We start from the raw sequence: 24851 nt of genomic DNA, 5'->3' as shown, positions 1-24851 counted from the left end.
CAGCTGCTCCTCCGTCGTCGTGCGATCCGTACCGCCCGCCCCGGGCGAGGAGCCACGAGGACCGTCCCGGTCCACGCAGCCCGCTCGTCGGCGGTTCGATCAGGACAACACCACGCACCGTCGGAACCTTCCCGGGCCGGGACCTCGGTCCCGACGGCGGGCGAGCCGTGCCGGCACGGGGCACAGGCACACCGAGGCCGTACCGGCCGGGGCCGGGCCCCGGGTCGGTCAACGCCCGGGGAGACGCACCACGGTGACGAAGAAGTCGTCGATCTGACGGACCACGTCGATGAAGCGGTCGAAGTCGACCGGCTTGGTCACGTAGGCGTTCGCGTGCAGCGAGTAGGAACGCACGACGTCCTCCTCGGCCTCCGACGTCGTGAGCACGACGACGGGGATCTGGCGGAGGGCCGGGTCCGACTTGAGCTCGCCCAGGACCTCACGACCGTCCATGCGCGGAAGGTTCAGGTCCAGCAGGATCAGGTCCGGGGTCGGCGCGTCCGCGTACTCCCCCTCCTTGCGCAGGAAGGCCATCGCGCTGACGCCGTCGCTGACGACCGAGAGCCGGTTCGTGAGCTTGTGGTCCTCGAACGCCTCGCGCGTCATCAGGACGTCCCCCGGGTCGTCCTCGACCAGCAGGACGTCGATCACCTTGTGCCCGTTGCTCATGCCGTGTGCCCCGCAGTCCGTCGTCCCCAGGTCGCCCCGGTCCTCCGGGGCCACGCCGCGAGCCTAGTCGACGCGCTGCCGCACACGTCGCAGCACGTGGCGGCACGTCGCAGGGCTCCGTCGGCTACGGCGCGTCGTGCGAAGGTCTGGGGGCCGCGGCGGAGGGGTCGTAGGCGTGCGCGATCGTGAACCGGACCGTCGTCCCGCCGCCCTCGGTGGGCTCGAGCCAGATGCGTCCGCCGTGGTACTCCACGATGCGCTTGCACAGCGCGAGGCCGATCCCCGTCCCCTCGTAGACGTCCTTGGGGTGCAGCCGCTGGAAGATGACGAAGACCCGTTCGGCGTACTGCGCGTCGATCCCGATCCCGTTGTCGACCACGCTGAGCTCCCACGCGCGCTCGCTCGCCCGGACCCCGACGTGGACGACCGGCGGACGCTCCGGGTCGCGGAACTTGATCGCGTTGCCCACGAGGTTGACGAAGAGCTGTTCGAGCAGGGCCTTCTCGCCGCGGACCGTGGGGAGCGGGTCGTGCGTCACGACCGCGCCCGTCGTGGCGATCTTGTCCTCGAGGTCGGACAGGGCCACCGCGAGCGACTTCTCGAGGTCGACCTGGACCCGTTCGGTCCCGGTCCGTCCGACGCGCGAGAACCCGAGCAGGTCCTGGATGAGCCGCTGCATCCGCTTGGCCCCGTCGACCGCGAACTCGATGTACTGGTCCGCACGGTCGTCGAGCTGTCCGCCGTACCGCTTCTGCAGCAGCTGGGTGAACGACGCGACCTTGCGCAACGGCTCCTGGAGGTCGTGCGAGGCGACGTAGGCGAACTGCTCCAGGTCGCGGTTCGAGCGTTCGAGCTCCTGGGCCTGAGCAGCGAGCAGCTCGTGGGAGAGCTCGACCTCCTCGTGCGACGCACGAATCTCGGCCACCTGGCTCACGAGCTCCTGGCGCATGTGCTCGATGTCGATCGCGAGCGCCCCGATCTCGCCCGGCGCGCTGACCGCGACCGGCTGCCGCAGCCGACCGCCGCTGACGACGCGCACCTGGTGCGCGAGCGAGGTCACGGGCTCGGTGATCCACCGCTTGAGCACGCTCCACAGGACCGCGCCCACCAGCAGCGCGGCCAGGACGAGGACGAGGACCGACCCGAAGAGCACCTGCGTCCAGCTCTCGAGCTCCTCGACCTTCTCCGCCCGGACGGACCGCAGGACCGTGATGTAGTCGCCCGTCGCGACCCGGGCGTCGTCGAACAGACGAGCGCCCTCGAGCTTGTCGTCGGTCGTCACGGCCTCCGGGCCGCCGTCCTGCACCTTCTGGACGGACGGCACGGCGTACCCGAGAGCCCACTCGTGGATCGCCGTCGACGCCCTGTCGAGGGCGGCCGCCACCGGAGGTGAGACCGCGAGCACCTCCGACGTCGCCTCGTCGTGGAGGGACACCGACCCGTCCGAGCCGACCGATCGCTCGAACGGCTCGAGGTTGACCTCGACACCCGTCGCGAGGAAGGCCCGCACGGACGACTCAGCGTCCACGAGCGAGATGTACGCCGTGTCCGCCTGGGTGATGGCCGTGAAGTAGGGGTTGGTCACCTCGTCCTGGATGCGCACGACGTTGAGGAGAGCGACGACCGAGGTCACGAGGACCGCGAGCAGGATCGCCGCGGCGACCACCAGGAGGACACCGAGGCGGCGCCGCAAGGACGCGCCCTGCGGCGCCGTCCCCGCGAGGATCTCGGGCTCCTCCTCGGTGTCCGTGCTCCTTGCCGTCGGCTGCCCTGCCGTCACTGCGACCACTCGTCGGAGTCCGCGAGGGTCGCGGTCCGCTCGCCGCGGGCCGCCTGGTCGGGCCCGCCCCAGCCGACCACGAGGACCGCCGCGTCGTCGGCCAGAGGACCGCCGTGCAGGTCGCGGACACGGCGGAAGACCCGCTCGACGAGCCCCTCGCCCCCGTGCGTGATCTCCGTGTCGACCGCAGCGAGGAGCCCCGCGACCCCCAGCCGCTCCCTGCGTCCCGGAGCACCGGCGACGAACCCCGTCCCGGGGACCGCCGGATCCTCCGCCAGCGTCGCCTCGATGAGTCCGTCGGTGTAGAGCATGAGCGCCCAGGGTGCCTCGAGCTCCACGTGCTCGGCGCGCCAGCCCCCGCCCACGGGGATGCCGAGCGCCCGCCCGCGCGACGTCGTCGGGAGCTCCGAGCAGGAGTCCTGCAGGAGCAGCGGTGGCATGTGCCCCGCGAGATAGAGGTCGACCCCGGACCGGTCGGCGGAGATGACGACCTGGCACAGCGTGACGAACACCTCGGGGCGGGCACGCTCGGGCACCAGGACCCGCTCGACCAGCGGCAGGATCTGGTCGGGGGCGACGTCCGACAGGACGAGCGTGCGCCACGCCGTGCGCAGCGTCGCACCGAGGGCCGCCTCGTCGGGTCCGTGCCCCGCGACGTCACCGATCAGGCACAGGACGCTCCCGTCGCTGCGCTCGACCGCGTCGTAGAAGTCGCCACCGAGCAGCCCGTTGCCTCCGGGGATGTAGCCGACCATCACGGCGATCCGCTCGTCCGACACGAGCGCCTTGGGCAGGAGCGCGCGCTCGAGGCGAGCGGTCTCCGCGGCCCGGACCTCGCTGCGGTACAGCGCACGCTGCTGCTCCTTGGAGCGACGGCGCTGCACCGCGTACCGGACCGATCGACCGAGGAGATCACCGTCGACCTCTCCCTTGACCAGGTAGTCGTCGGCGCCTGCCGCCACGGCCTGGACCCCGAGGTCGATCCCGGTGTGCCCGGTCAGGACCACGAGGGCCGGCGGGTTGGGTCGAGACTGCAGCCGTTCGACCGCGGACAGACCCACGGCGTCGGGCAGACCGAGGTCCAGCAGGATGCAGTGCACGTCGTGCTGGCCGAGCTTCTCCAGCGCCTCGTCGAGCGCGGTCGCCCGGTGCAGCTCGACGTTGACGCTCGCGTCCTCGAGCAGCTCCTCGACGAGGATCGCGTCCCCGTCGTCGTCCTCGACGAGCAGGACCCGCAGCAGGTCCTCGGGCGAGAGGACCGCGGGGGCACCGTCCTGAGCACGGGGCGGCACGGGGTCAGTCACCACGACGTGCACTCCCGACTCTCGCCATGGTTCCCGATCGTAGAGGACAGCGGAGCCTCGCGGTGGGATGCGGGCGCGCCTCCTGCGCCGCCCCGGGGGTGGGCACGCCCGGACGAGCGGACCGGTGGCCCCGGACCTGCCCCGTACTCCCCCCTGTCCGACCTGCCGCCTGTCCCCGGTCCGCGCCTCGGTCGGATGGCCCCCGGGACCGCCCGGATCGGCAATAATGGACGGCTGCATCGCGGGGGTGCGCGAGCGGGCCACGTGGGACCAGAGGACAGGACGGATCAGGGTGCGCGAGACGAGCGACCGGACGAGCGGGACACGGGCTCCGGACGGACAGGTCACGGCCACGCCGGACCACCAGCCCTCCGGACGACAGGAGGAGATCGGCAAGGAACAGCTCGTCGTCGACACGCTCTACGCTCGCCTCGACGAGCTGCGCGCCGCGACCCGGGCCCGCCTGGCGGGCGTCCGCCGTGGCGGTCCGTCCGGGTCCCCCCAGAACCGCAGCGAGCGCGACGCGTTCGCGACCCTCTACGAGGACCGGCTCGCGCAGCTCGAGTCCGTCGAGGAGCGCCTGACCTTCGGGCGGCTCGACCTCGACGACGACACCACGCGCTACGTCGGCCGGATCGGCCTGTCCGACGAGGACCACGCCTCGATCCTCACCGACTGGCGGGCTCCCGCCGCCCAGGCGTTCTACCGGGCGACCGCGGCCCACCCCGACGGGGTGCGGCGCCGTCGGCACCTCGTGACCAGGGGACGCAGCGTGACCGGGCTCGAGGACGAGGTCCTCGACCTGTCCTCGGACGCCGCCTCGCAGTCCTCGCTCTCGGGCGAGGGGGCTCTGCTCGCCGCCATGGCGGCCGGCCGGACGAGCCGCATGGGCGACATCGTCGCGACGATCCAGGCCGAGCAGGACGCGATCATCCGCTCGGAGCTCGCGGGCGCCCTGGTGGTCCAGGGCGGGCCGGGCACCGGCAAGACGGCCGTCGCGCTGCACCGCGCGGCCTACCTCCTGTACGCCCACCGGCGCCTGCTCGAGCGCTCGGGCGTCCTGCTGGTCGGTCCCAGCCTGTCCTTCCTGCACTACATCGACCAGGTCCTGCCCTCGCTCGGCGAGACCGGCGTCGTGAGCACCACGATCGCCGAGCTGCTCCCGGGACTCGTCGCCGACGGTGAGGAGTCCCCCGAGGTGGCCCGCATCAAGGGCCGCGCGTCCTGGGCCAGGATCGTCCAGCGGGCCGTCCGCGCGCGCCAGCGCGTGCCCGCCGCGGACCAGCACCTGCGCATCGACGGGCACGACCTGGTGGTCCGCCGCTCCGACGTGCGCGACGCGATCGCCAAGGCCCACCGCACCCACAAGCCGCACAACCTCGCCCGCGTGCCGTTCGTGCGCGAGATGCTGGGCCGGCTCGCCGACCAGTACCTCGCCGAGCTCGGCGGGCCGGTCGCTCCCGAGGAGCGGGCCGAGGTGATCGACGACCTGCGTCGGCAGCGCGAGATCCGTATCGCGCTCAACCTCGCCTGGATGCCGCTCACGCCCGAGCGCCTGATCGAGGACCTGTTCATCAAGCCGCACCGCCTCGCCGAGGCGGCACCCGACATGTCACGCGCGGACCGTGCGTCCCTCGCACGCCCCCAGGGCTCACCCTGGACGCCCGCGGACGTGCCGCTCCTCGACGAGGCCGCCGAGCTCCTGGGCGAGGACGACCAGGCTGCCCGCGCCCAGGCCAAGGCCGAGGCCGCGGACCGCGCGGCGAACCTCGAGTACGCGCGCCAGGTGCTCGAGTCCTCGGGAGCAGGCGGCGGGATCGTGGGGGCGGAGATCCTCGCGGACCGCTTCGGCGGCGGCGGCTCGCGCCTGACCACGGCCGAGCGCGCTGCCCAGGACCGCACGTGGACGTACGCGCACGTCGTGGTCGACGAGGCCCAGGAGCTCTCCGCGATGGCGTGGCGCGCCCTGGTGCGCCGCTGCCCCACACGGTCCATGACGATCGTCGGCGACGTCGCCCAGACGTCCTCGCTCGCGGGTGCGCGGTCGTGGGCGAGCATGCTCGACCCGCTGCTGCGCGACGCGTGGCGGCAGGCGACCCTGACCGTCAACTACCGCACGCCCACCCAGATCGCGGACACCGCGCAGCGGTTCGCGGCCGCGTCGGGCCTCCCGACGTCGTCGCTCACCTCGGCGCGCGACGTCCCGGGAGCCCTCGTGCTGGCCCCGGTCCCCGTTGCCGGGGCCGTGGGACCGGAGGTCGTCGCACGGGTCCGCGCGGCGCTGGCGGAGTTCGTCGGGCCCGACGGCGCAGGCCGGGTCGCCGTGGTCGTCCCGGCCGGGCGCGTGGGCGAGGTGCGCGAGCAGCTGGTCGAGGCGCACGGCTCGACGCCGCTGCTCGCCGGTCCGGCCGCGGCCCTCCCCGGCGCGCTCGCCGCGGCGCTGACGGTCCTGAGCCCCACGCAGAGCAAGGGCCTCGAGTTCGACGCCGTCGTCCTGGTCGAACCGGCCGAGATCCTCGCCGGTCCCTCGGGCGCCTCGGACCTGTACGTGGCCATGACGCGACCCACCCAGCGGCTCGTCGTCGTGCACGCCCAGCCCCTGCCCGGAGGGTTCGCCGACTGAGGGGGCGCGCGCGGCGCCGGCCGGGCGCGGTGCCCGGCCGGCGGCGCCGGACCTGTCGCGGGGTGCGCCCGGACGGCGTCCGGCCAGCCGTGCCGGGCGTCCGAAGGACAAGACTCGTTTGGTGCTCATGGCAACTCGGAGCACCATAGGGAGGTGCTACGCGCCCTCTTCCTCGAAAACCTGCACCCACTCGCCACCTCGATCTTCGAGTCCGCCGGCATCGACGTGACCGTGCGATCCGGGGCCATGGACGAGGCCGAGCTGATCGAGGCGCTCCAGGGCGTCAACATCCTCGGCATCCGGTCCAAGACCAACGTGACCGCCCGCGTCATCGAGTCCGCACCGGACCTCGTCGCGATCGGCGCGTTCTGCATCGGCACCAACCAGATCGACCTCAAGGCCGCCGCCTCGCACGGTGTCGCGACGTTCAACGCCCCGTTCTCGAACACCCGGTCGGTCGTGGAGATCGCCCTGGCCGAGATCATCGCGCTGACCCGGCGCCTGACCGAGCGCGACCGCGCGCTCCACGACGGCATCTGGGACAAGTCGGCCGAGGGTGCGCACGAGGTCCGCGGCCGCACCCTGGGCATCATCGGCTACGGCAACATCGGGACCCAGCTCTCGGTCGTGGCCGAGGCACTCGGCATGTCGGTCATCTTCTACGACACGGCCGAGAAGCTCGCGCTGGGCAACGCCCGTCGCATGGACACCCTCGACGAGCTCCTGGAGACCGCCGACGTCGTGACCCTGCACGTGGACGGGCGCGGCGGCAACGCCGGCCTGTTCGGCGAGAAGCAGCTCTCGCGCATGCGCCCGGGCTCGATCCTGCTCAACCTCTCGCGCGGCTTCGTCGTCGACACGGGGGCTCTGCGGGAGGCCATCCTGTCCGGGCACCTGTCCGGCGCGGCGATCGACGTCTTCCCCGAGGAGCCCAAGAAGCGCGGCGACCACTTCGAGTCGGACCTCCGTGGCCTGCCGAACGTGATCCTGACCCCGCACATCGGCGGGTCCACGGAAGAGGCGCAGGAGTCGATCGGCCAGTTCGTCGCCGGCAAGCTCCGTGACTACCTCGCCACGGGCTCGACCACGCTCAGCGTCAACATGCCCGGTCTGGCCCTCGAGCAGAGCACGGGCGTGAGCCGGATCGCGCACCTCCACCGCAACACCCCGGGTGTGCTGGCAGCCGTCAACGCCGTGCTCGCGGAGCACGGCACCAACATCGAGGGTCAGATGCTCGCGACCCGCGGCGAGCTCGGCTACGTGGTGACCGACGTCGGCTCGGAGCTCGAGCCGGCCGCGATCGAGGCGCTGCGCGCGATGGACGCGACCGTCAAGCTGCGGGTGCTGTCCTGACCCGCTAGCTCGAACCGTGACGACGAAGGGACCGCACCCGTGGGTGCGGTCCCTTCGTCGTCACGGGCGGGCCGGGCAGTGCCCGGCAGCCGCTCAGCCGGACTTGCGGCGGAACGTGCGCTGCACAGGTCCGACGGTCTCCGAACCGTGCACGGTGCCCGTGTTCGAGCCCCCGTCCGCGGTGCGGTGGCTCGCGGCGTTCTTGCGGTCCAGCGCCTCGCGGAACTTCGCCTTCGCGTCCTCGCTGGGCGTGGTCGCTGGTGTCTCGTCCTTCGACGTCGTCATCGGCGGGCCTCCTTGCTCTCGGTGGAACGGGTACGCCTGGGGGCGCTCCCCTGCCCCCAGCCTGGCGTACGCCGATCGGTAACGCCAGCGAATACGACCGGGTACGGTCGAGACATGTCGCACAAAACACCAGCGAGCACCGCCGACATGACGTACCGGCGCGCCGGGAGCTCCGGCCTGACCCTGCCCGCCCTGTCTCTGGGTCTGTGGCAGAACTTCGGGGACTCCACGCCGTTCGCCGCTCAGCGCGAGCTCGTGCTGCACGCCTACGAGCGGGGTGTCGTCCACTTCGACCTCGCGAACAACTACGGCCCGCCACCCGGGTCGGCCGAGGCCGGGTTCGGCCGCCTGCTCGCGACGGACCTGCGGGGACACCGTGACGAGCTCCTCCTCTCGACCAAGGCCGGCTACCGCATGGGCCCTGGCCCCTACGGCGAGGGCGGCTCGCGCAAGTACCTGCTGTCCTCGCTCGACGCCTCGCTGCGTCGACTGGGACTCGACCACGTGGACGTCTTCTACTCCCACCGGTTCGACCCCACGACACCGCTGCGCGAGACGGTCGGCGCCCTCGCCACTGCCGTGGCCTCGGGACGCGCCCGGTACGCCGCGATCTCGTCCTACTCGGCCCGTCGCACCGCGCAGGCCCTCGAGATCGCCGGGGACCTGGGCCTGCCCCTGGTCCTGCACCAGCCGTCCTACTCGATCCTCAACCGCTGGATCGAGGAGCCAGGGCCCGACGGACGGACGCTGCTCGACGTCGCCGGCGACGCGGGAACCGGCCTCATCGTCTTCTCGCCACTGGCCCAGGGCATGCTGACCGACCGCTACCTCGACGGCGTGCCGGAGGGGTCTCGCGCCGCGCGCGGAGTGTCGCTGCGCACCGAGCTCCTCTCGCCGGAGAACCTCGCCCGGGTCCGCACGCTGCGGGAGATCGCGTCGGGCCGCGGAGAGTCGCTGCCACGGATGGCGCTCGCCTGGACGCTCCGGGACCCGCGAGTGACCTCGGTCCTCGTGGGGGCGCGCACGACCGCCCAGCTCGACGAGAACCTGCGAGCGCTCGACGCGGCCCCGTTCTCCCCCGCGGAGCTCGCGGCGATCGACGCGGTGTCGCTCGAGACGGCCCCGGACGGCACGTCGCGTCCGCTCGACACCGGCATCAACATCTGGGCCGACCGGTCGAGCAGGCTCTGAGCACACTCCGTCCCGTCCCGGTCCGCGCCGACGGAGCATGGGACGCATCGCCCGCGCCGACCGAGCGCGGCACGCGTGGCGCGCGAGCACGGCGCCACGCCCGGCTCAGGCCAGGTGCGGGGCCTCCCCCGCGGGCGCGGGGTCCTGCCCGACGTCGATCCCCTCGGAGCCGTCGAGTCCGCGCACCGCGTCTTCCCGAGCCTCGCGCTCGGCGCGCAGGGAGTTGATCGCGGTCTCGAAGTCCTCCAGCGAGTCGAAGGCCTGGTAGACGCTCGCGAACCGCAGGTAGGCGACCTCGTCGAGCTCGCGCAGCGGGCCGAGGATAGCCAGGCCGATCTCGTAGGCGTCGAGCTCGGCGCTGCCGCCGGCCCGCAGCGACTCCTCGACGCGCTGGGCCAGCACCGCGAGGTCGTCCTCGTTGACCGGTCGCCCCTGGCAGGCCTTGCGCACGCCGGTCACGATCTTCTCCCGGCTGAACGGCTCGGTCACCCCCGAACGCTTGACCACGGACAGGCTCGCGGTCTCGATCGTGGTGAAGCGCCGGTTGCACGCAGGGCACTGGCGGCGACGGCGGATCGATGCGCCGTCGTCGGAGGTCCGTGAGTCGACGACCCGAGAGTCCGCGTGCCGGCAGAACGGACAGTGCATGGGAAAGGTCTCCTGTGCTGGTCGGCCTGGCTCCGGAGCGGCCGCTCCGGAGGTGCGCCCCGAACGTACGTCGCCCGCTCGGCGACATGCAAGGCGCCCCGCCCCGGGCATCGGTCACAAACGGAGAACGGAGGTGGCCGTGAACCGGCCACCTCCGTCGGGACGCCCCCGTCCCCATCTCACGTCCGCGACTCGCCTCGCAGACGTCGACGCAACTGCGGAGACGCGGCAGTGCGCGTCTCCTCCCCACCGACCGACCCCCCAGCCGGGTTGGTGAGGCAGTACTAACTTAGGGGAACCTAAGGGCAGTGCGCAACCCCTGTCTCACACGCAACCTGCCGAGACGCGGCACCAGAGCCCCGGCGAGCGCCAGCACGAACCGCCGGAGCGGCCCGTCACCCCTCGCCCACCGGGAGCAACAGCTGCTGTCCGACGTCGAGACTGGCCGACGAGAGCCCGTTGAGGGCCATCAGCTCGTCGACGACGTCACGCACGTCCCGGTCACCCCCGGCCAGCGCTGCGGCGTGCTGCCAGAGCGTCTCGCCGGCCTGGACCGCGTGCACCGTGACCTCGCGCGGCTCGCCGGCGCCCGAGGCGAAGGCCTTGCCGCCCCACAGCACGGCGAGCACCACAAGCCCGAGGGCGAGCACCGTCAGGACGACCCGACCGCGACGCGTGAGACGGAGGGGGCCCTCCGACGCCGGCACCGGCACGGACGCCCGACGCCTCGCCGTGCGCCACTCGTCCATCGACACCACTGCGCTCATGTCCACTCCTTCGCCAGGGGTGCCCGAACCGCCTTCCCCGGTCGGTTCGAACACCTGTACGTCGAACATCTGTACGATTTCTATCACCGACTGCACGCGTTGTCGAGACATGCTCGAACATGTGTTTGATTCGTGTCGCGTGGTGACCTACCCTGGACCTGTACCGGTCGTCCGATATGTCGGGCCCCTTCGGGGCGCGCGCAGGCGGCCGGGAGCTCTACCAGGAGGCGGCGCCGCTCTCGGCGCACACTCCGCAGGACAAGGACCGGAACGGCCGAGCAGGGCGGAGACGACGATGGCGGGACGGGTGGCCGACACCACGGGCAGGCTCGCGAAGGTGCACGAGCTCCCCGACCCTGCGACGGGCGGGGACGGGCTCACGGCGCGTCAGCGCCTGGTCCTCGAGACGATCCGGTCGTCGGTCGAGCAGCGCGGCTACCCGCCGAGCATGCGCGAGATCGGCGAGGCCGTCGGCCTGACCAGCCCGTCGAGCGTCAAGCACCAGCTGACGACGCTCGAGCGCAAGGGCTACCTGCGCCGCGACCCGAACCGTCCTCGGGCCATCGAGGTCGTCCAGACCGACGACTCGCGCGGGATCAGGGCTCTGCCAGGCAGCGGCTTCCCGCGCGTGGAGGGCGTGGATCCCGCCGAGGAGTCCCCCGAGCGCCCCACCCCGTCGTACGTCCCCGTCGTGGGGCGCATCGCGGCCGGTGGCCCCATCCTCGCGGAGCAGGTCGTCGAGGACGTGTTCCCGCTGCCCCGCCAGCTCGTGGGCGACGGTGAGCTCTTCCTGCTGCGCGTGTCGGGAGACTCCATGATCGACGCAGCGATCTGCGACGGCGACTGGGTCGTCGTCCGTCGCCAGCCCGTCGCGGAGAACGGTGAGATCGTGGCCGCGATGATCGACGGCGAGGCGACCGTCAAGACCTTCAAGCGCATCGACGGGCACGTGTGGCTCATGCCGCACAACGAGGCGTACCGCCCGCTGTCCGGCGACGACGCGCAGGTCCTCGGCCGCGTCGTCTCGGTCCTGCGCAGCCTCTGACCCGCTCGCCTCGAGACGTTCCTGTTCCCGCACGACGAAGGGGACGGCCGCACCGGCCGTCCCCTTCGTCGTGCCCCGGGCACCGCCTGTCGGCGGTCCTCGGCCCCCTCGCGGGAGTCAGCCCTGGCGAGTCACAGCCCGAAGCTCTTCGCGACCGCGCGCACCGAGTCCGCGGACGAGCGCAGCCCGGCGAGCTCGATGTCGGACAGCGGGACCTCGATCCGCTCCCCGCACCCTCGCCGCTCCAGCAGCGACGGCACGGACAGGCACACGTCGCTGATCCCGTGGAAGTCGTCGAGGAGCGAGGAGACGGGCAGGACGCGGTGCTCGTCGTCGAGGATCGCCTCGATGATACGGGTGGCGGCGAGCGCGACCGCGTAGTTGGTCGCGCCCTTGCCCTCGATGATGCGGTAGGCCGACTGCACGACCTCGTGCGCGATGTCCTCGCGCACCTCGGCGGTGAGCGGCCCGCGGCCCGTGAGCCCCTGCCAGTCGAGCAGCGGCACACCGCTGATGGTCGCCGAGCTCCAGAGCGGGATCTCGCTGTCGCCGTGCTCGCCCGCGATGTAGGCGTGGACGTTCTGCACCGCGACACCGCAGTGCTGCGCGACCAGGAAGCGCAGGCGGGAGGAGTCCAGGACCGTCCCGCTGCCGAAGAGCTGGTTCGACGGCAGTCCCGAGTACTTGAGCGCCGCGTACGTCACGACGTCGACCGGGTTGGTCACCATGATGTAGATCGCGTTGGGCGCGACCTCGACGAGCCCCGGCAGGATGTTGCGGACCAGGGAGATGGTCGCCCCCGCGAGGTCCAGGCGCGTCTGCCCGGGCTTCTGCTTGGCGCCCGCGGTGAAGACGACGACGTCGGCGTCGGCGCACACCGCGACGTCGTCGGAGCCCTCGACCTTGGCCATGGGCATGAACTGGATGCCGTGCTGGAGGTCGAGGACCTCGGCCTCCACCTTGGTCTTGTTGATGTCGAGGAGGCTCACGGTGTGAGCGGCCCCTCGCATGAGCGCCGCGTAGGCGAGGGTCGATCCGACGGAACCTGCGCCGACGATCGCGAGCTTGGTGGTACGGGCGGGCACTGTGCCTCCTGGACGTTGTGCGACGGACCTCGAGCCTCCGCCGGACGGAGACCGCGTCCACCGCGTGGACTGCCGGGTCTCAGCCTAGGGCGGAGAGGCGCTCGAGCGCAGAGAGGACGACACGTCGGTCGGTCGTGGTCCAGAAGTCCGGCATCGACTTGGTCAGGTAGGAACCGTAGCGAGCCGTCGCGAGGCGCGGGTCGAGGACGGCGACGACACCGCGGTCCGCGGTCGACCGGATGAGCCGCCCCGCACCCTGGGCGAGCAGCAGCGCCGCATGGTTGGCCGAGACCTGCATGAAGCCGTTGCCCCCCGCGGCCTCCACTGCGCGGGCGCGGGCCGACTTCACCGGGTCGTCGGGCCGGGGGAACGGGATCCGGTCGATGAGCACGAGCTGACAGCTGGGGCCCGGCACGTCCACGCCCTGCCACAACGAGAGCGTGCCGAACAGGCACGTCTGCGGGTCTGCGGCGAACTCCTTGACGAGCGTGGGCAGCTGGTCGTCGCCCTGGCACAGGACCGGGACGTCGAGCCGTTCGCGCATGGCCTCGGCGACCGCGAGCGCCGCGCGCCGCGACGAGAACAGGCCCAGCGTCCGCCCGCCCGCCGCGGTGATGAGGTCGGCGATCTCGTCGAGCTGCCCGTCGGTGGCCGCCTCGCGGCCGGGCTGGGGCAGGTGCTTGGCGATGTAGAGGATGCCCTGCTGGGGGTAGTCGAACGGGCTGCCGACGTCCAGGCCGCTCCAGGTGGCCCCGTCGTCGTCGAGCCCGAGCGAGCGGGCAACGGGATCGAACGTCCCCCCGAGCGCGAGCGTCGCCGACGTGAAGACGCCCGTGCGCTCGGTCAGGAGGTTGGTCCGGATGAGCCCGGCCACCGCGAGCGGCGCGGCGTGCAGCTTGCTCACGCCGTCCCCGCTCCAGCGACCGTCCTCGCCGGCGCGCGAGCACCACAGGACGTCGTGCCCCGTGGGGTCCTGCGCCATGCGCTCGGCGATCTCGAAGACCTGGAGCATGGTGGCCTGGGCCATCTTCATCCCGGTGTCCGGCTGCGCCTGAGGCCCGCCCGAGGTGTCCGGCTTGAGCGCGCTGAGCACCGTGCGCGCCGCGTCGCGGACCGCCGCGACGGCCGAGCGCGCGTCGTCGGGCAGGCCGTCCGGGAAGCGCTCCGCGGGCAGCGCGGCGACCACGGTCCCGAACGCGCCGATCGCGAGGTCCAGGTCGGTCGTCTGCACTCCCCCGTGGCGACGTGCGAGCCGCGCGGCGTGCTCGATGATGGGCACCGAGAGGTCCGCGGTCGCAGCGGCCGTGACGCGGTCGCTCAGCTCGTGGGCCTCGTCGACGACGACCACCCCGTGCTCGGGCAGGACGCCGGGCGAGCCCGACGCGGCGATACCGAGCATCGCGTGGTTGGTCACCACGACGTCTGCCTCGCGCGCGCTCGTGCGGGCCTGGTCGGGGAAGCAGTCGTCGATGAGCGGGCACTTGGCCCCCAGGCACTCGAGGGCCGTGACCGAGACCTGCCGCCACGCCTTGTCCGAGACACCGGGCACCAGGTCGTCGCGGTCCCCCGTCGTGGTCTCCTGGGCCCATTCGCGCAACCGCACGACCTGCTCGCCCAGCGCAGCGGCCCCCGAGGCCGCACCCGGGGCCGGGTGCTCCGCGACGCCCGCGCGCTCACCCCCCGTGGGCAGGTCGAACAGCGTGGGCTCGTCGGCCGGGTAGCCCCCCTCGATCTTGTGCTGGCACAGGTAGTTGTGCCAGCCCTTGAGGAGAGCGATCCGGGGCTCGCGCGGGAGCCTGTCCGCGACGGCCTGGGCGACCAGCGGGAGGTCGCGCGTGATGATCTGGCGCTGGAGCGCGAGGGTCGCGGTCGAGACGATGACCCGCTCGTCCTCGCACACCGCGTGGCGCACCGCGGGCACGAGGTAGCCGAGCGACTTCCCGGTGCCGGTGCCCGCCTGGACCAGCAGGTGGTCGGGTCCGCCCGAGCCGTCGATCGCGGTCGCGACGCTCACGGCCATCTGGTGCTGGCCCGCGCGTCGCCCGCCACCGAGGGCACCGACCGCGAGGTCGAGCAGCTCCTCGACGTCAGGGGTCGCAGAGCCCGTGGTCAGGGTGGTGGTGGTCTCCTCGGGCACCCCGGAAGTCTACGGCGACCCTCCGACACGACGGGCCCGCGACCGGCGAGGGGCGGGCCGCACGAGCCGCCCGCGAGGCGCCCGGAAGAGCGCCGGACCGCAGCCCCCTGGCACGCGCTGGGGCCCGGCTCCTCTGAGCCCGGGCCCCTGCGCGCTCAGGCGCGGACTGCGACGGCGTGGAGCTCGAGCGCGAGCCCCTCGTCGACCCGGGCGAGCAGGCGCGTGCCCGTCTCGACGTGCTCCTCGAGGTCGATCTCGCCCGTGAGGTGCACGCGGTTGACCAGGTCGCCGCGGTGGTAGGGCACCACGAGGTCGACCGAGACGTCGGGCCGCGGCAGCTCGTCGGAGATGAGCTGGAGCAGGTCGTCGATCCCCTGCCCGGTGTGCGCCGAGACCACGATCGTGCGCCGTTCGCGGCCGCGGATGCGCGCCACGACGTCGGGGTCGGCGATGTCGACCTTGTTGAGCACGACGACCTCGAGCACCTGGTCGATGCCGGGGATGTCCGCGAGGACGTGCCGGACCGCGGCGATCTGTCCCTCGGGGTCGGGGTGCGACGCGTCGACCACGTGCAGCAGCAGGTCGGCCTGGCCGACCTCCTCGAGCGTCGAGCGGAACGCCTCGACGAGCTGGTGCGGCAGCGCGCGGACGAACCCGACCGTGTCCGCGAGCGTGTAGACGCGCCCGTCCTCGGTCTGCGCGCGACGCACCGTGGGGTCGAGCGTCGCGAACAGCGCGTTCTCGACGAGCACGCCGGCGCCGGTCAGCGCGTTGAGCAGGCTCGACTTGCCGGCGTTGGTGTACCCGGCGATCGCGACCGACGGGATGGCGTGGCGCTTGCGCGAGGACCGCTTGGTCTCGCGCGCGGGGGCCATCGCCGCGATCTCGCGCCGCAGCTTGGTCATGCGGTCGCGGATACGACGGCGGTCGAGCTCGATCTTGGTCTCACCGGGTCCGCGCGAGCCCATGCCGGCTCCCGCGCCACCGACCTGGCCACCGGCCTGGCGGGACATCGACTCGCCCCAGCCGCGCAGGCGCGGGAGCAGGTACTCGAGCTGGGCGAGCTCGACCTGCGCCTTGCCCTCTCGGGACTTGGCGTGCTGGGCGAAGATGTCGAGGATCAGCGCGGTCCGGTCGACGACCTTGACCTTGACGATGTCCTCGAGCGCACGCCGCTGCGAGGGGGCGAGCTCGCCGTCGATCACGACCGTGTCCGCTCCCGTGGCCGCGACGACCGCGGCCAGCTCGGCGGCCTTGCCCGAGCCCAGGTACGTCCCGGGGTCCGGCTTCTGGCGACGCTGGAGCACGCCGTCGAGCACCTGGGAGCCCGCCGTCTCGGCGAGCGCCGCGAGCTCGCGCAGCGAGACCTCGGCCTCGGCCGCCGCGGCGTCGCCGCTGCCCGTGTAGAGGCCCACGAGCACGACCTTCTCGAGGCGCAGCTGGCGGTACTCGACCTCGGTGACGTCCTCGAGCTCGGTCGAGAGGTTCGCGACCCGTCGCAGCGCGGTGCGCTCGGCGAGCTCGAGCTGCTCGCCGTCGTAGACGGAGTGCTGGGTGCCCCCCTCGGCGCGCGCGGTCCCCGCCCGAGCGAGCACCCGTGCCACGACGTCTCCGGCGATGTCGCGCACGGGGCGCTCCACGGTCTCCGGTGAGGTCTCGGGGGTGGGGTTCGCAGGGGTCTGGGTCATGGGCCGCCTTTCAGCTGAGGGTCCGGGCCCCGGGTCCGTGTGACCTGGGCCGGTCGACGTCGTCCGGAAGACGTTCCGGTCGGCATGTCGTACAACAAGCGTGGCACGTCGGATCGTCCCGACGCGAACCTATTCGCCGCGAGCGCAGCCTCTCACGCCCTGCGCAGCGGGGTGAACCGTCCGCACGGGACGGTCCCGGGCGGGTCTCCCGATAGGATCGACCCTCGTGACGACCACCCCTGACGCGACGCCCGAGCCCTCCCCGGACCACTACTTCACGGCGCAGCCCGCGTCCGCCGAGGAACGTCGGGAGCTCACGGTCCGGCTCGCGGGACGCGAGGTCACGGTCGAGGTCGCGTCGGGCATCTTCTCCCCGGGCCGCCTGGACCTGGGGACCCAGGTCCTCCTGCGGTCCGTCCCGGACCTCCCGCCCGCTGCGTCCGGGCCCGACGGCGCCGCGCACCTCCTCGACCTGGGCTGCGGCTGGGGCCCGGTCGCCCTGAGCATGGCGATCGAGTCGCCCGGCGCGACCGTGTGGGCGGTCGACGTCAACGAGCGGGCGCTCGACCTGGTGCGGCGCAACGCCGCCCGCCTGGGCCTGGAGAACGTGCGCGCGGTCCGCCCCGAGGACGTCCCCGAGGACGTCCGGTTCGCCGCGATCTGGTCCAACCCGCCCATCCGGGTCGGCAAGGAGGTGCTGCACGACATGCTGCTGCACTGGCTGCCGCGCCTCGAGCCCGGCACCGAGGCCTACCTCGTGGTGCAGCGCAACCTGGGCGCCGACTCCCTCATGGCGTGGCTGGACGAGCACCTCGACGACGACCTGTCGGTGAGCAAGCTCGCGAGCGCCAAGGGGTTCCGCGTCCTCGAGGTCACGCGCGCGGGCTGAGCCTGCACGCCGCCGTCCGCCCTGCCGACGGGTCCCGCGCCCGACGCGCGCCGAGCGCGCGGGGGCGCTCCGCCGTCGGGCCCCTGGGTGCGGTCAGCGCCCGAACGCCGCCAGGTCGATCTCTCCCCCGAACACGATCTCCGCAGGACCGGCCAGCTCGACGCGGCCGCCCTCGAGGGCCGTCACGCGCACCGTGCCCCCCGGCACGTCGACCAGCCACACGTCGGGAGACTGCGGGCCTCCCCATGCCCGGACCGCGAGCGCCGCGGCGCACGCGCCCGTGCCGCAGGACTCGGTCTCGCCCACGCCGCGCTCGTGCACGCGCATGCGCAGGCGCCCGACGACGGTCCCGTCGACCGAGACCTCCTCGCCGAGGGGCACGACGAGCTCGACGTTCGTACCGTGCGGGGGCAGCGGCGAGACCACGGGGACCTCGGACAGGTCGGCGGCCTCGAGCTCGGCCTCGTGCGGCAGCGCGAGCACCGTTTGCGGGTTGCCCAGGTCGACGCTCAGCGCGGGCCGGGCGACCTCCCAGCCCTTGACCGCGACCTCGGCGTCGAAGCCCTCGTCGAGGGCCGTGCGCCCGCCCGGCAGGAACCAGGGGCCCATGTCGACCGCGTACCACCCGCCGGCCTCCTTGCGCACGTACTTGACCCCGGCGCGCGTGCCCACGGCGAGCACCCGCGGAGCCGTGGAGGTCGCCGAGCCGTCGGTGGACCCCGCGTCGTCGGTCGCGGTCGGCGCGGGCGTGAGGTCCACGAGCCCCAGGCGCTCGGCGAAGGCCGCGAAGACGCGCACCCCGTTGCCGCACATCTCGGCGATCGAGCCGTCCGCGTTGCGGTAGTCCATGAACCAGATCGCCTCGGGGTCCTCGGCGAGGACCGCCGCGGACTCCGGCACGTAGGCCGTGGGGACCAGCCGGATCACCCCGTCACCGCCGATGCCCGCGCGGCGGTCCGCGAGCGCCCGGACCTGCTCGGCATCGAGGTCTCGGCTCCCCTCGAGGTCTGCGAGCAGGACGAAGTCGTTGCGGGTCCCGTGGCCCTTGGCGAAGCGGGTCGTCGGACGGGGCGGCGGCAGGCTCATGAGCCCAGACTACGGCGCGTCGGACGCTCGTCCGTGCGCGTGTCCAGGGTGCCGTCGTCGCCCGCGCGGACGATCTCCAGGGCGTCGGCCAGGAGCGTGGGCGACTGCGCGTCGAGCCAGTGCACGCGCGGGTCACGACCGAACCAGCCCATCTGCTTGCGGGCCAGCCGGCGCGTGTTCGCGGTGATCTGCTCGCGGGCCTCGTCGGCCGTGAACTCCCCGCGCAGGTGAGCCAGGACCTCGGCGTAGCCGACCGCGCGCTCTGCGGTGCGGCCCAGGTGCGGCGCGAGCGCACGGACCTCGTCGAGCAGTCCCTGCTCCCACATGCGCTCGACCCGACCGGCCACGCGGGCGTCGAGCGTCTCGCGGTCGCAGTCGAGACCGATCTGGACCGCGGGGCGCACGTACTCCTGGCGCGGGAGGTTCGCGGTGAACGGTTCGCCCGTGATCTCGATGACCTCGAGCGCCCGCACGATGCGGCGCGTGTTCGCAGGGCCGATCGACGTCGCGGCGCCGGGGTCGAGCCGCGCGAGCTCGGCGTGCAGGGCCCGTGCTCCCTCGCGCTCGGCGCGCTCCTCGAGGCGCGCGCGGACGTCCGGGTCGGTGCCCGGGAAGTTCATCTCGTCGAGCAGTGCCCGTACGTAGAGGCCCGAGCCGCCGACGACGACCGCGCGAGCGCCCCGGGCGTCGATCGCGTCGAGGTCCGCGCGGGCCGAGGCCTGGTAGTCGGCGACCGAGGCGTCCTCGCGGGGGTCCAGCACGTCGAGCTGGTGGTGGACGATCCCGCGACGCTCGGCGACCGGGACCTTCGCGGTCCCCACGTCCATGCCGCGGTAGAGCTGGTAGGCGTCGGCGTTGACGACCTCGGCAGGGGTGAGGGCCTGGGCGAGGTCGAGGGCGAGGTCCGACTTCCCGGTCGCGGTGGGGCCGACGACGGCGACGATGAGCATCTGAGAACCGTACCCGGCGGGCGAGCCCCGGTGCCCCGCCCCGGCTCGGGGCAGGGCTCCGCGCAGGCGGGCTGCCCCTTGTGTCGCCCCTGTCCCTGTGTGGGTGGACCTGCGTAGGCTCCTCGGGTGGCCACCGGCAGACCGGTACGTCACGCTCCGCCCCGCGCTGCCCTGCGCGCCCCACGAGACGACGAGGAATCGAGACATGAGCTTCTTCTCCAAGCCGGACGAGACCCTTCCGCCCGCGAACGCACCGCTCTCGCGGGACCGCATCGAGGCGATCCTCACGAGCAAGGGCTGGAACTACGGCATCGACGACGACGGCGACCTGGGCGGCAGCTGGGACGGCAACGTCTTCTACTTCTTCGTGATGGGGACCAAGGACGAGATCCTGCAGGTCCGCGGCCGGTGGAGCCGCACGCTCTCGGCCGCCGACCAGGCGCAGGTGGCGCTGCTCGCCAACGAGGTCAACCAGAGCAAGATCTGGCCCAAGGTCTACTCGCGCGTCGAGGGGGACCAGCTCGGCGTCTACGCCGAGGTCTCGACGGACCTCGAGTTCGGTGTCGCGGACGACCAGCTCGGGCAGCTCGTCGAGTGCGGTCTGTTCTCCGGCCTCCAGTTCTTCGAGCAGCTCGACGAGCGCTTCCCTGCCCCGGACGCCGGGCCCGCGGACGCGAACGTCTACGTCGAGGACCGCCCGCTTTGACGAGCACGTTCCAGGTCGACCTGCACGGGGTCGTCGACCTCCTGGCACGTCACCTGTACTCGAGCCCCCGCGTCTACCTCCGCGAGCTCCTGCAGAACGGCGTGGACGCCATCACCGCGCGGCGCGGGCTCGCGGGCGAGGACGCGCCCGCGACGATCCGGCTCCGGCCGCTGCCCGACGGCGGGCTCGAGGTCGCCGACTCCGGGGTGGGGCTGACGCTCGCCGAGGCCGGTGAGCTGCTGGCCACGATCGGTCGCAGCTCCAAGCGCGACGTCGAGCTCGGCACGGGCCGCGAGGAGTTCCTGGGCCAGTTCGGGATCGGACTCCTGTCCGCGTTCATGGTCGCCGACGAGATCGAGCTCACGTCGCGCTCGGCGCGCTCCCTGCCCGACGGCGAGGCTCCGGCCCCGGTGCGCTGGCGCGGGTTCGCGGACGGCAGCTACGAGCTGACCGAGGTCGCGGCGGACGACCCCACGGTCCCTGCCGAGCCCGGGAGCATCGTCCGCCTGCGCCCACGCCGCGACATGGAGCACTGGCTCGCCCCGGCGACCGTCACGGCCCTCGCCCAGGACTTCGGGTCGCTGCTGCCCGTGGACCTCCAGGTCGAGGTCCGCCTCGACCTCGACGACGGCACGCCGGGTCCGCGGGGCCCGTCAGCCGTCGACGGGGACGCGCGCACGGTCTGGCGGCGCCTCAGCGGCCGCGAGCTGCCATGGAAGGAGCGGCACGCCACCCCTGCCGAGCGCGACGCGGCCCTCACGCGCTACGCCGAGCAGACGCTCGGGTTCACCCCTCTCGCCCGGATCGACCTCGACATCCCCGTCGCGGGTCTGAGCGGGGTCGCGTACGTCCTGCCCGCCGCGGTGTCACCGACTACCCCCTCGAGCCATCGCGTGTATCTCAAGCGCATGCTCCTGGGCACCAAGGTCGACGACCTGCTGCCGCCCTGGGCGTTCTTCGTGCGCTGCGTGCTCGACGCCTCGGCGCTGCGCCCCACCGCGTCGCGCGAGGGGCTCTACGAGGACGAGGTCCTGCTCGCGACGCGAGAGGCCCTCGGAGCCCAGGTCCGGGCGTGGGCGCTGGCCACGCTCGCCGAGGACTCCCCCGCGGGCCGCGCGTTCCTGCGGGTGCACCACCTCGCGGTCCGCGCCCTCGCGCTCCAGGACGACGACATGCTGGACCTCGCGGCCCGGGTGCTCCCGTTCGAGACGACCGAGGGCACGGGCACGCTCACGGACCTGCAGGCGGCGCTCCCCGAGGGCGCGCGCCTGCTGTGGACCCCCAGCGTCGAGGAGTTCCGGCGGGTCGCGCCGGTCGCCGCGGCCCAGGGGCTCGGGCTCGTCAACGGCGGGTACGTCTACGACGCGGACCTGCTCGAGCGCATCTCGAACCGCTTCCCCCGGTGGCGACTGTCGCCCGTGACCTCGAGCGACGTGTCCCAGGCGCTGCTGGAGGTCGACCCGCTGCGCGAGCTCGAGATCGCCGGCACGGTGCAGGCGATCGACGCCGCGCTCGCGCCCCAGGACTGCGAGGTGATCGTCCGGGCCTACGAGCCCTCGGTGCTGCCCGCGATGCTCCTGCACGACCGCGACGGCGACCACGAGCGCGAGGCCCGGGCGACGGTCGAGGCCGCCGACGACCTCTGGGGCCAGGTGCTCGCCGAGCTCTCGGGGCCTGCGCGCTCGCGCCAGCTCGTGCTCAACGACACCAACGACACGGTCCGTTCCCTCCTCGCGACCACGGACCCGCAGGTCCGTGAGGCGGGGGCCCAGTCGCTCTACGTCACGGCCCTGCTCCTGTCCGGACGACCCCTGCGGTCCTCCGAGGCGACCCTCATGAACGGTTCGCTCGCGGTCCTGCTCGACCGCGCGCTGCGCCCCGGCACCACCCCCCTGGAGGAGAACCGATGACCCGCTCGGTCCACGAGGCCAACGCAGCCCTGTCCCGCATCCGCGAACTGCCCTACGGGATCGCCCGGAGCACCGCGGCGGCCGGCGAGCTCGACGAGATCACGGCGAACGGCCCGGTCGAGGCTCGTGCCTACGCGCTGTTCGTCCTCGTCGAGTCCTACGTGTGGGGCAACGAGGTCACCAAGGCCTACCTGCCGTTCACCCAGCTCCTGCGGTGGTGGGACGAGCACCCCGAGCACTTCGACGAGCAGGACGCGCACTCGCTGTTCTGGTCGTTCAAGTGGATGGTCGGCAACCTCATGGACTTCCCGGCCGTCCCGGCCGCGCAGATCGACCGCACGCTCGACGACATGGAGCGCCGGTACGCGGTCGCGGGCAACGGCATGAACGCCGTGACCATGTCCCGCTTCCAGTGGGAGCGTTCGCGCGGGACGCAGGCCGTCGCGGCCGCGTACGAGGCGTGGGTCGCCACGCCGCGCGACGACTTCTCCCAGTGCGAGGCCTGCGAGCCCGGGGACCGTGCCGCCTACCTGTTCGACGTCGGTCGCACCGACGAGGGGGTCCGCCTCCTCGAGACCGTGCTGGCCGGGTCGCCCGAGTGCGCCACCGAGCCGGGCGACATGCTCTCCCACCTCCAGCTCGCCTACCTCGAGCAGGGGCGAGCGGACAAGGCCGCGACCACCCACCGCCGAGGTCTGCGGCACCTCGACAACGGCGTGGCGATGACCGGCCCCCAGGGACGGCACATCGAGTTCCTGGCGCGGACGGGCAACGCCGAGCGGGCGATCGGTCGCCTCGTGGAGCAGCAGGACAACCTGCTGTCCGCCGACTCCCCGCGGGACCGGTGGTCGTTCCTGCTCAGCGTCGGGACCGCGACCGCGCTGCTGGCGCGCGAGCACGGGGACCGGAGCCTCGCGCTGCGCGAGGTCCCGGCATCGACGGTCGCGGGGCTCGACGCCTGGATCCGTTCGCAGGCGCTCGAGCTCGCGGCGGCCTTCGACGCGCGCAACGGCACGGACACCGCGACGCGGCGGACCGAGACGGTGTGGGCGAGCATCCCGACCGTCCTGCCCGTGAGCCTGAGCGTGCTGACTGCTCCTTCGGGCGCGGCATCACCGGCCCCCGTGACGGGCCGGGCAGTGCCCGACGACGCCGCGCCCGTGGGCGTCGGGGAGCCCGGGCCGGGCGGCGCACCGACCGCGAGCACCGCCTCGGCCGCTACGGCGCGCACGGGCGGAGGCGCCACGGGCCCCGAGCTCGTCGCCCGCGCGAGCGAGGCAGCAGCGACGGACCCGGCGTCTGCGGCGCTGCTGTACCAGCAGGCAGCGGCGACGTTCGAGGCCCAGGGGCTGCTGGCCGACGCCGGCTTCGCCCTGGCGGAGGCCGCGCAGATCGCCGCTCTCGAGCAGGACCTCGACGGGGCGCTGACCGCGTTCCCGCGCGCCGTGGCCCTGCTGCGCGCGGGCGGGGTCGGGCCGGAGTTCAGGGGCCAGGTCGCGCGGGCCTTCGCCCGGTCGTCGGCCCGCGCGGGAGACCCGCTCGCGGGTCTGGTCGCGGTCGAGAAGGAGCTCGGGGACCTGGGCGGCCCCTTCGGCGCCGCGGCCGGAGGTGCGGGTGCGGCCGGCCACGAGCCCGGTGGCCTCGACGGAACGGGCGACGAGCCGTCGTCTCGCGCGGACGCCAGGTCCCGCGAGCGCCGTGAGCTCTCGGACACCCGGGCCCGGCTGCTCGCCTCGACGGGCGAGCACGAGCAGGCGTCGGCAGCAGCCGAGGCCGTCGCCGAGGAGTACGCCCGGGCCGGTGACCTCCCGGGGGCCGCGCACGCGTTCTGGCTCGCCGGGACCACGCGCGCGGAGGCGGGCGACCCGGAGGGCGCCGTCGACGTGCTCGAGTCGGCGGTCGACGGGTTCCGGCTCGCGCGCGACCAGCGGTCGCGGGCGAGCGTGGGCAACGAGCTCGTCGCGATCCTGCACCGACTGGGCCGCGAGGACGCCGCCGCGCAGGTCGCGGCGACGTTGAGCGAGCGCTAGCAAGCGCTCCCGGCCGGTCGGCGACTCACCGACCGGCCGGGGCGCCGACGAACCTCACGACCTCGTACGTGCGGTGCTCGTACTCCCCCACCGACCGCTCGACGACCTCCTCGAACGCGTCGCCCAGGGCGCCGAGCACCTCGCGCTCGATCTCTCGGGCCGTGCCGGGAGCGTCCGCCGCCGGTCCCCCCGCGCGAGCGGCGGCGTCGGGCGAGGTGCTCGTCACCACCACGAGGCCGGCACCGGGCTCCTGCGCGAGCGCACGCACCAGGCGGCCGGCCTCGCCCGCAGGGCGGCCGGCATCGAGCTCGACGACCTCGACCGGCCCGTCACATCCCGCAGCCGCGAGCGCCAGCAGCCCGACCGACCCGGCGAGCCCGGCGGCGGGCAGCCCCTGCGTGCCCGGGGCGGGCGCCCAACCCCACCAGCGCGGCTCGACGCCGACCGCCTCGAGCGCCGGACGCAGGACGCCGCGACGACCTGCCGTCCCGCGGGCCGCGACGACCACCACGACCACCCGGTCCACGTGCGCGGCGAGGTCCCGGAGCGCACCGAGCACGTGGCCACGCGTGTCCGCGAGCACCACGGCGCTCCCGGCGACACCGGGGACGAGGAGGGGGGTTCCAGGCAGGGCGACGGCACGGACGATCACGCGCGCCACGCTACCCCGCGGGCAGGACGATCCGCGCCGGGCGCAGGTAGGGT

20 protein-coding genes are annotated in these 24851 nt (G+C 73.4%); 8 read left to right on the top strand and 12 right to left on the bottom strand.

Features of this window, described 5'->3' with window-relative positions:
- Positions 1-228: 228 nt before the first annotated feature.
- From ACIPWA_RS04415 to ACIPWA_RS04405, 3 genes are all read right to left on the bottom strand, one after another.
- The gene (locus tag ACIPWA_RS04415) at positions 229-669 is read right to left on the bottom strand and encodes a response regulator (RefSeq protein ID WP_056649045.1); all 441 of its coding nucleotides are present in this window, start codon (positions 667-669) and stop codon (positions 229-231) included.
- A 124-nt stretch (positions 670-793) separates the two neighbouring features.
- Positions 794-2449, bottom strand: coding sequence for a sensor histidine kinase (locus tag ACIPWA_RS04410; RefSeq protein WP_400288326.1), 1656 nt, complete (start codon positions 2447-2449; stop codon positions 794-796).
- Positions 2446-3756, bottom strand: coding sequence for a PP2C family protein-serine/threonine phosphatase (locus ACIPWA_RS04405; RefSeq protein ID WP_400288325.1), 1311 nt, complete (start codon positions 3754-3756; stop codon positions 2446-2448). Before ACIPWA_RS04405 ends, ACIPWA_RS04410 begins: the two co-directional genes overlap by 4 nt.
- Positions 3757-4141: 385 nt before the next feature.
- Here ACIPWA_RS04405 and ACIPWA_RS04400 point away from each other — a divergent pair, with 385 nt between their 5' ends.
- Together ACIPWA_RS04400 and serA are read left to right on the top strand one after the other, a co-directional pair.
- Entirely contained in the window at positions 4142-6376 is a 2235-nt protein-coding gene (locus ACIPWA_RS04400) for a HelD family protein (RefSeq protein ID WP_449870388.1), read from the top strand.
- A gap of 153 nt (positions 6377-6529) precedes the next feature.
- The gene (serA, locus tag ACIPWA_RS04395; protein ID WP_056648818.1) at positions 6530-7729 is read left to right on the top strand and encodes a phosphoglycerate dehydrogenase; all 1200 of its coding nucleotides are present in this window, start codon (positions 6530-6532) and stop codon (positions 7727-7729) included.
- A gap of 93 nt (positions 7730-7822) precedes the next feature.
- On the opposite strand, the gene ACIPWA_RS04390 is transcribed toward serA, so the two are convergent.
- Positions 7823-8014 (bottom strand): DUF5302 domain-containing protein, encoded by a 192-nt coding sequence (locus ACIPWA_RS04390; protein WP_056648816.1) that lies wholly within the window; start codon positions 8012-8014, stop codon positions 7823-7825.
- 114 nt (positions 8015-8128) lie between these two features.
- Here ACIPWA_RS04390 and ACIPWA_RS04385 point away from each other — a divergent pair, with 114 nt between their 5' ends.
- Positions 8129-9205 (top strand): aldo/keto reductase, encoded by a 1077-nt coding sequence (locus tag ACIPWA_RS04385; protein WP_400288320.1) that lies wholly within the window; start codon positions 8129-8131, stop codon positions 9203-9205.
- 105 nt (positions 9206-9310) lie between these two features.
- On the opposite strand, the gene nrdR is transcribed toward ACIPWA_RS04385, so the two are convergent.
- The gene (gene nrdR / locus ACIPWA_RS04380) at positions 9311-9853 is read right to left on the bottom strand and encodes a transcriptional regulator NrdR (RefSeq protein WP_400288318.1); all 543 of its coding nucleotides are present in this window, start codon (positions 9851-9853) and stop codon (positions 9311-9313) included.
- A gap of 395 nt (positions 9854-10248) precedes the next feature.
- The gene (locus tag ACIPWA_RS04375; RefSeq protein WP_400288316.1) at positions 10249-10620 is read right to left on the bottom strand and encodes a LysM peptidoglycan-binding domain-containing protein; all 372 of its coding nucleotides are present in this window, start codon (positions 10618-10620) and stop codon (positions 10249-10251) included.
- Positions 10621-10915: 295 nt separating this feature from the next.
- Between ACIPWA_RS04375 and lexA the strand changes: the two genes are divergently transcribed.
- Positions 10916-11665, top strand: coding sequence for a transcriptional repressor LexA (lexA, locus tag ACIPWA_RS04370; RefSeq protein WP_056648808.1), 750 nt, complete (start codon positions 10916-10918; stop codon positions 11663-11665).
- Between the two features lie 131 nt (positions 11666-11796).
- Here lexA and ACIPWA_RS04365 read toward each other — a convergent pair whose 3' ends face one another.
- The 3 genes from ACIPWA_RS04365 to hflX all read right to left on the bottom strand — a co-directional run bounded on the left by ACIPWA_RS04365 (position 11797) and on the right by hflX (position 16575).
- The gene (locus ACIPWA_RS04365; protein WP_056648806.1) at positions 11797-12750 is read right to left on the bottom strand and encodes an L-lactate dehydrogenase; all 954 of its coding nucleotides are present in this window, start codon (positions 12748-12750) and stop codon (positions 11797-11799) included.
- 79 nt (positions 12751-12829) lie between these two features.
- Positions 12830-14887: an ATP-dependent DNA helicase gene (locus ACIPWA_RS04360; protein WP_056648804.1), complete on the bottom strand. Its 2058-nt coding sequence runs from the start codon at positions 14885-14887 to the stop codon at positions 12830-12832.
- 155 nt (positions 14888-15042) lie between these two features.
- Positions 15043-16575, bottom strand: coding sequence for a GTPase HflX (gene hflX, locus ACIPWA_RS04355; RefSeq protein ID WP_400288314.1), 1533 nt, complete (start codon positions 16573-16575; stop codon positions 15043-15045).
- A 226-nt stretch (positions 16576-16801) separates the two neighbouring features.
- On the opposite strand from hflX, the gene ACIPWA_RS04350 reads away from it, so the two are divergent.
- Positions 16802-17464: a class I SAM-dependent methyltransferase gene (locus ACIPWA_RS04350; RefSeq protein ID WP_056762011.1), complete on the top strand. Its 663-nt coding sequence runs from the start codon at positions 16802-16804 to the stop codon at positions 17462-17464.
- Between the two features lie 93 nt (positions 17465-17557).
- Here the strand turns inward: ACIPWA_RS04350 and ACIPWA_RS04345 are convergent, their stop codons facing one another.
- Together ACIPWA_RS04345 and miaA are read right to left on the bottom strand one after the other, a co-directional pair.
- Entirely contained in the window at positions 17558-18550 is a 993-nt protein-coding gene (locus ACIPWA_RS04345) for a diaminopimelate epimerase (RefSeq protein WP_400288312.1), read from the bottom strand.
- Positions 18547-19500: a tRNA (adenosine(37)-N6)-dimethylallyltransferase MiaA gene (gene miaA / locus ACIPWA_RS04340; RefSeq protein WP_400288310.1), complete on the bottom strand. Its 954-nt coding sequence runs from the start codon at positions 19498-19500 to the stop codon at positions 18547-18549. The genes ACIPWA_RS04345 and miaA overlap by 4 nt, the downstream gene beginning before the upstream one ends.
- A 205-nt stretch (positions 19501-19705) precedes the next feature.
- Here miaA and ACIPWA_RS04335 point away from each other — a divergent pair, with 205 nt between their 5' ends.
- From ACIPWA_RS04335 to ACIPWA_RS04325, 3 genes are read left to right on the top strand one after another with little or no spacing between them, the layout of a single operon-like run.
- Positions 19706-20206, top strand: coding sequence for a type III secretion system chaperone family protein (locus ACIPWA_RS04335; RefSeq protein ID WP_056648794.1), 501 nt, complete (start codon positions 19706-19708; stop codon positions 20204-20206).
- Positions 20203-22116 (top strand): HSP90 family protein, encoded by a 1914-nt coding sequence (locus ACIPWA_RS04330; protein WP_400288309.1) that lies wholly within the window; start codon positions 20203-20205, stop codon positions 22114-22116. Before ACIPWA_RS04335 ends, ACIPWA_RS04330 begins: the two co-directional genes overlap by 4 nt.
- A complete protein-coding gene (locus tag ACIPWA_RS04325) occupies positions 22113-24146 on the top strand; it encodes a hypothetical protein (RefSeq protein ID WP_400288307.1) in 2034 nt (677 codons plus the stop codon). Before ACIPWA_RS04330 ends, ACIPWA_RS04325 begins: the two co-directional genes overlap by 4 nt.
- A 25-nt stretch (positions 24147-24171) precedes the next feature.
- On the opposite strand, the gene ACIPWA_RS04320 is transcribed toward ACIPWA_RS04325, so the two are convergent.
- A complete protein-coding gene (locus ACIPWA_RS04320) occupies positions 24172-24798 on the bottom strand; it encodes a hypothetical protein (protein WP_400288305.1) in 627 nt (208 codons plus the stop codon).
- Between the last annotated feature and the right edge of the window lie 53 nt (positions 24799-24851).

The organism is Oerskovia enterophila, from assembly GCF_044748475.1.
Lineage (GTDB): Bacteria > Actinomycetota > Actinomycetes > Actinomycetales > Cellulomonadaceae > Oerskovia > Oerskovia enterophila.
This window is presented reverse-complemented; position numbering and strand designations above follow the sequence as displayed.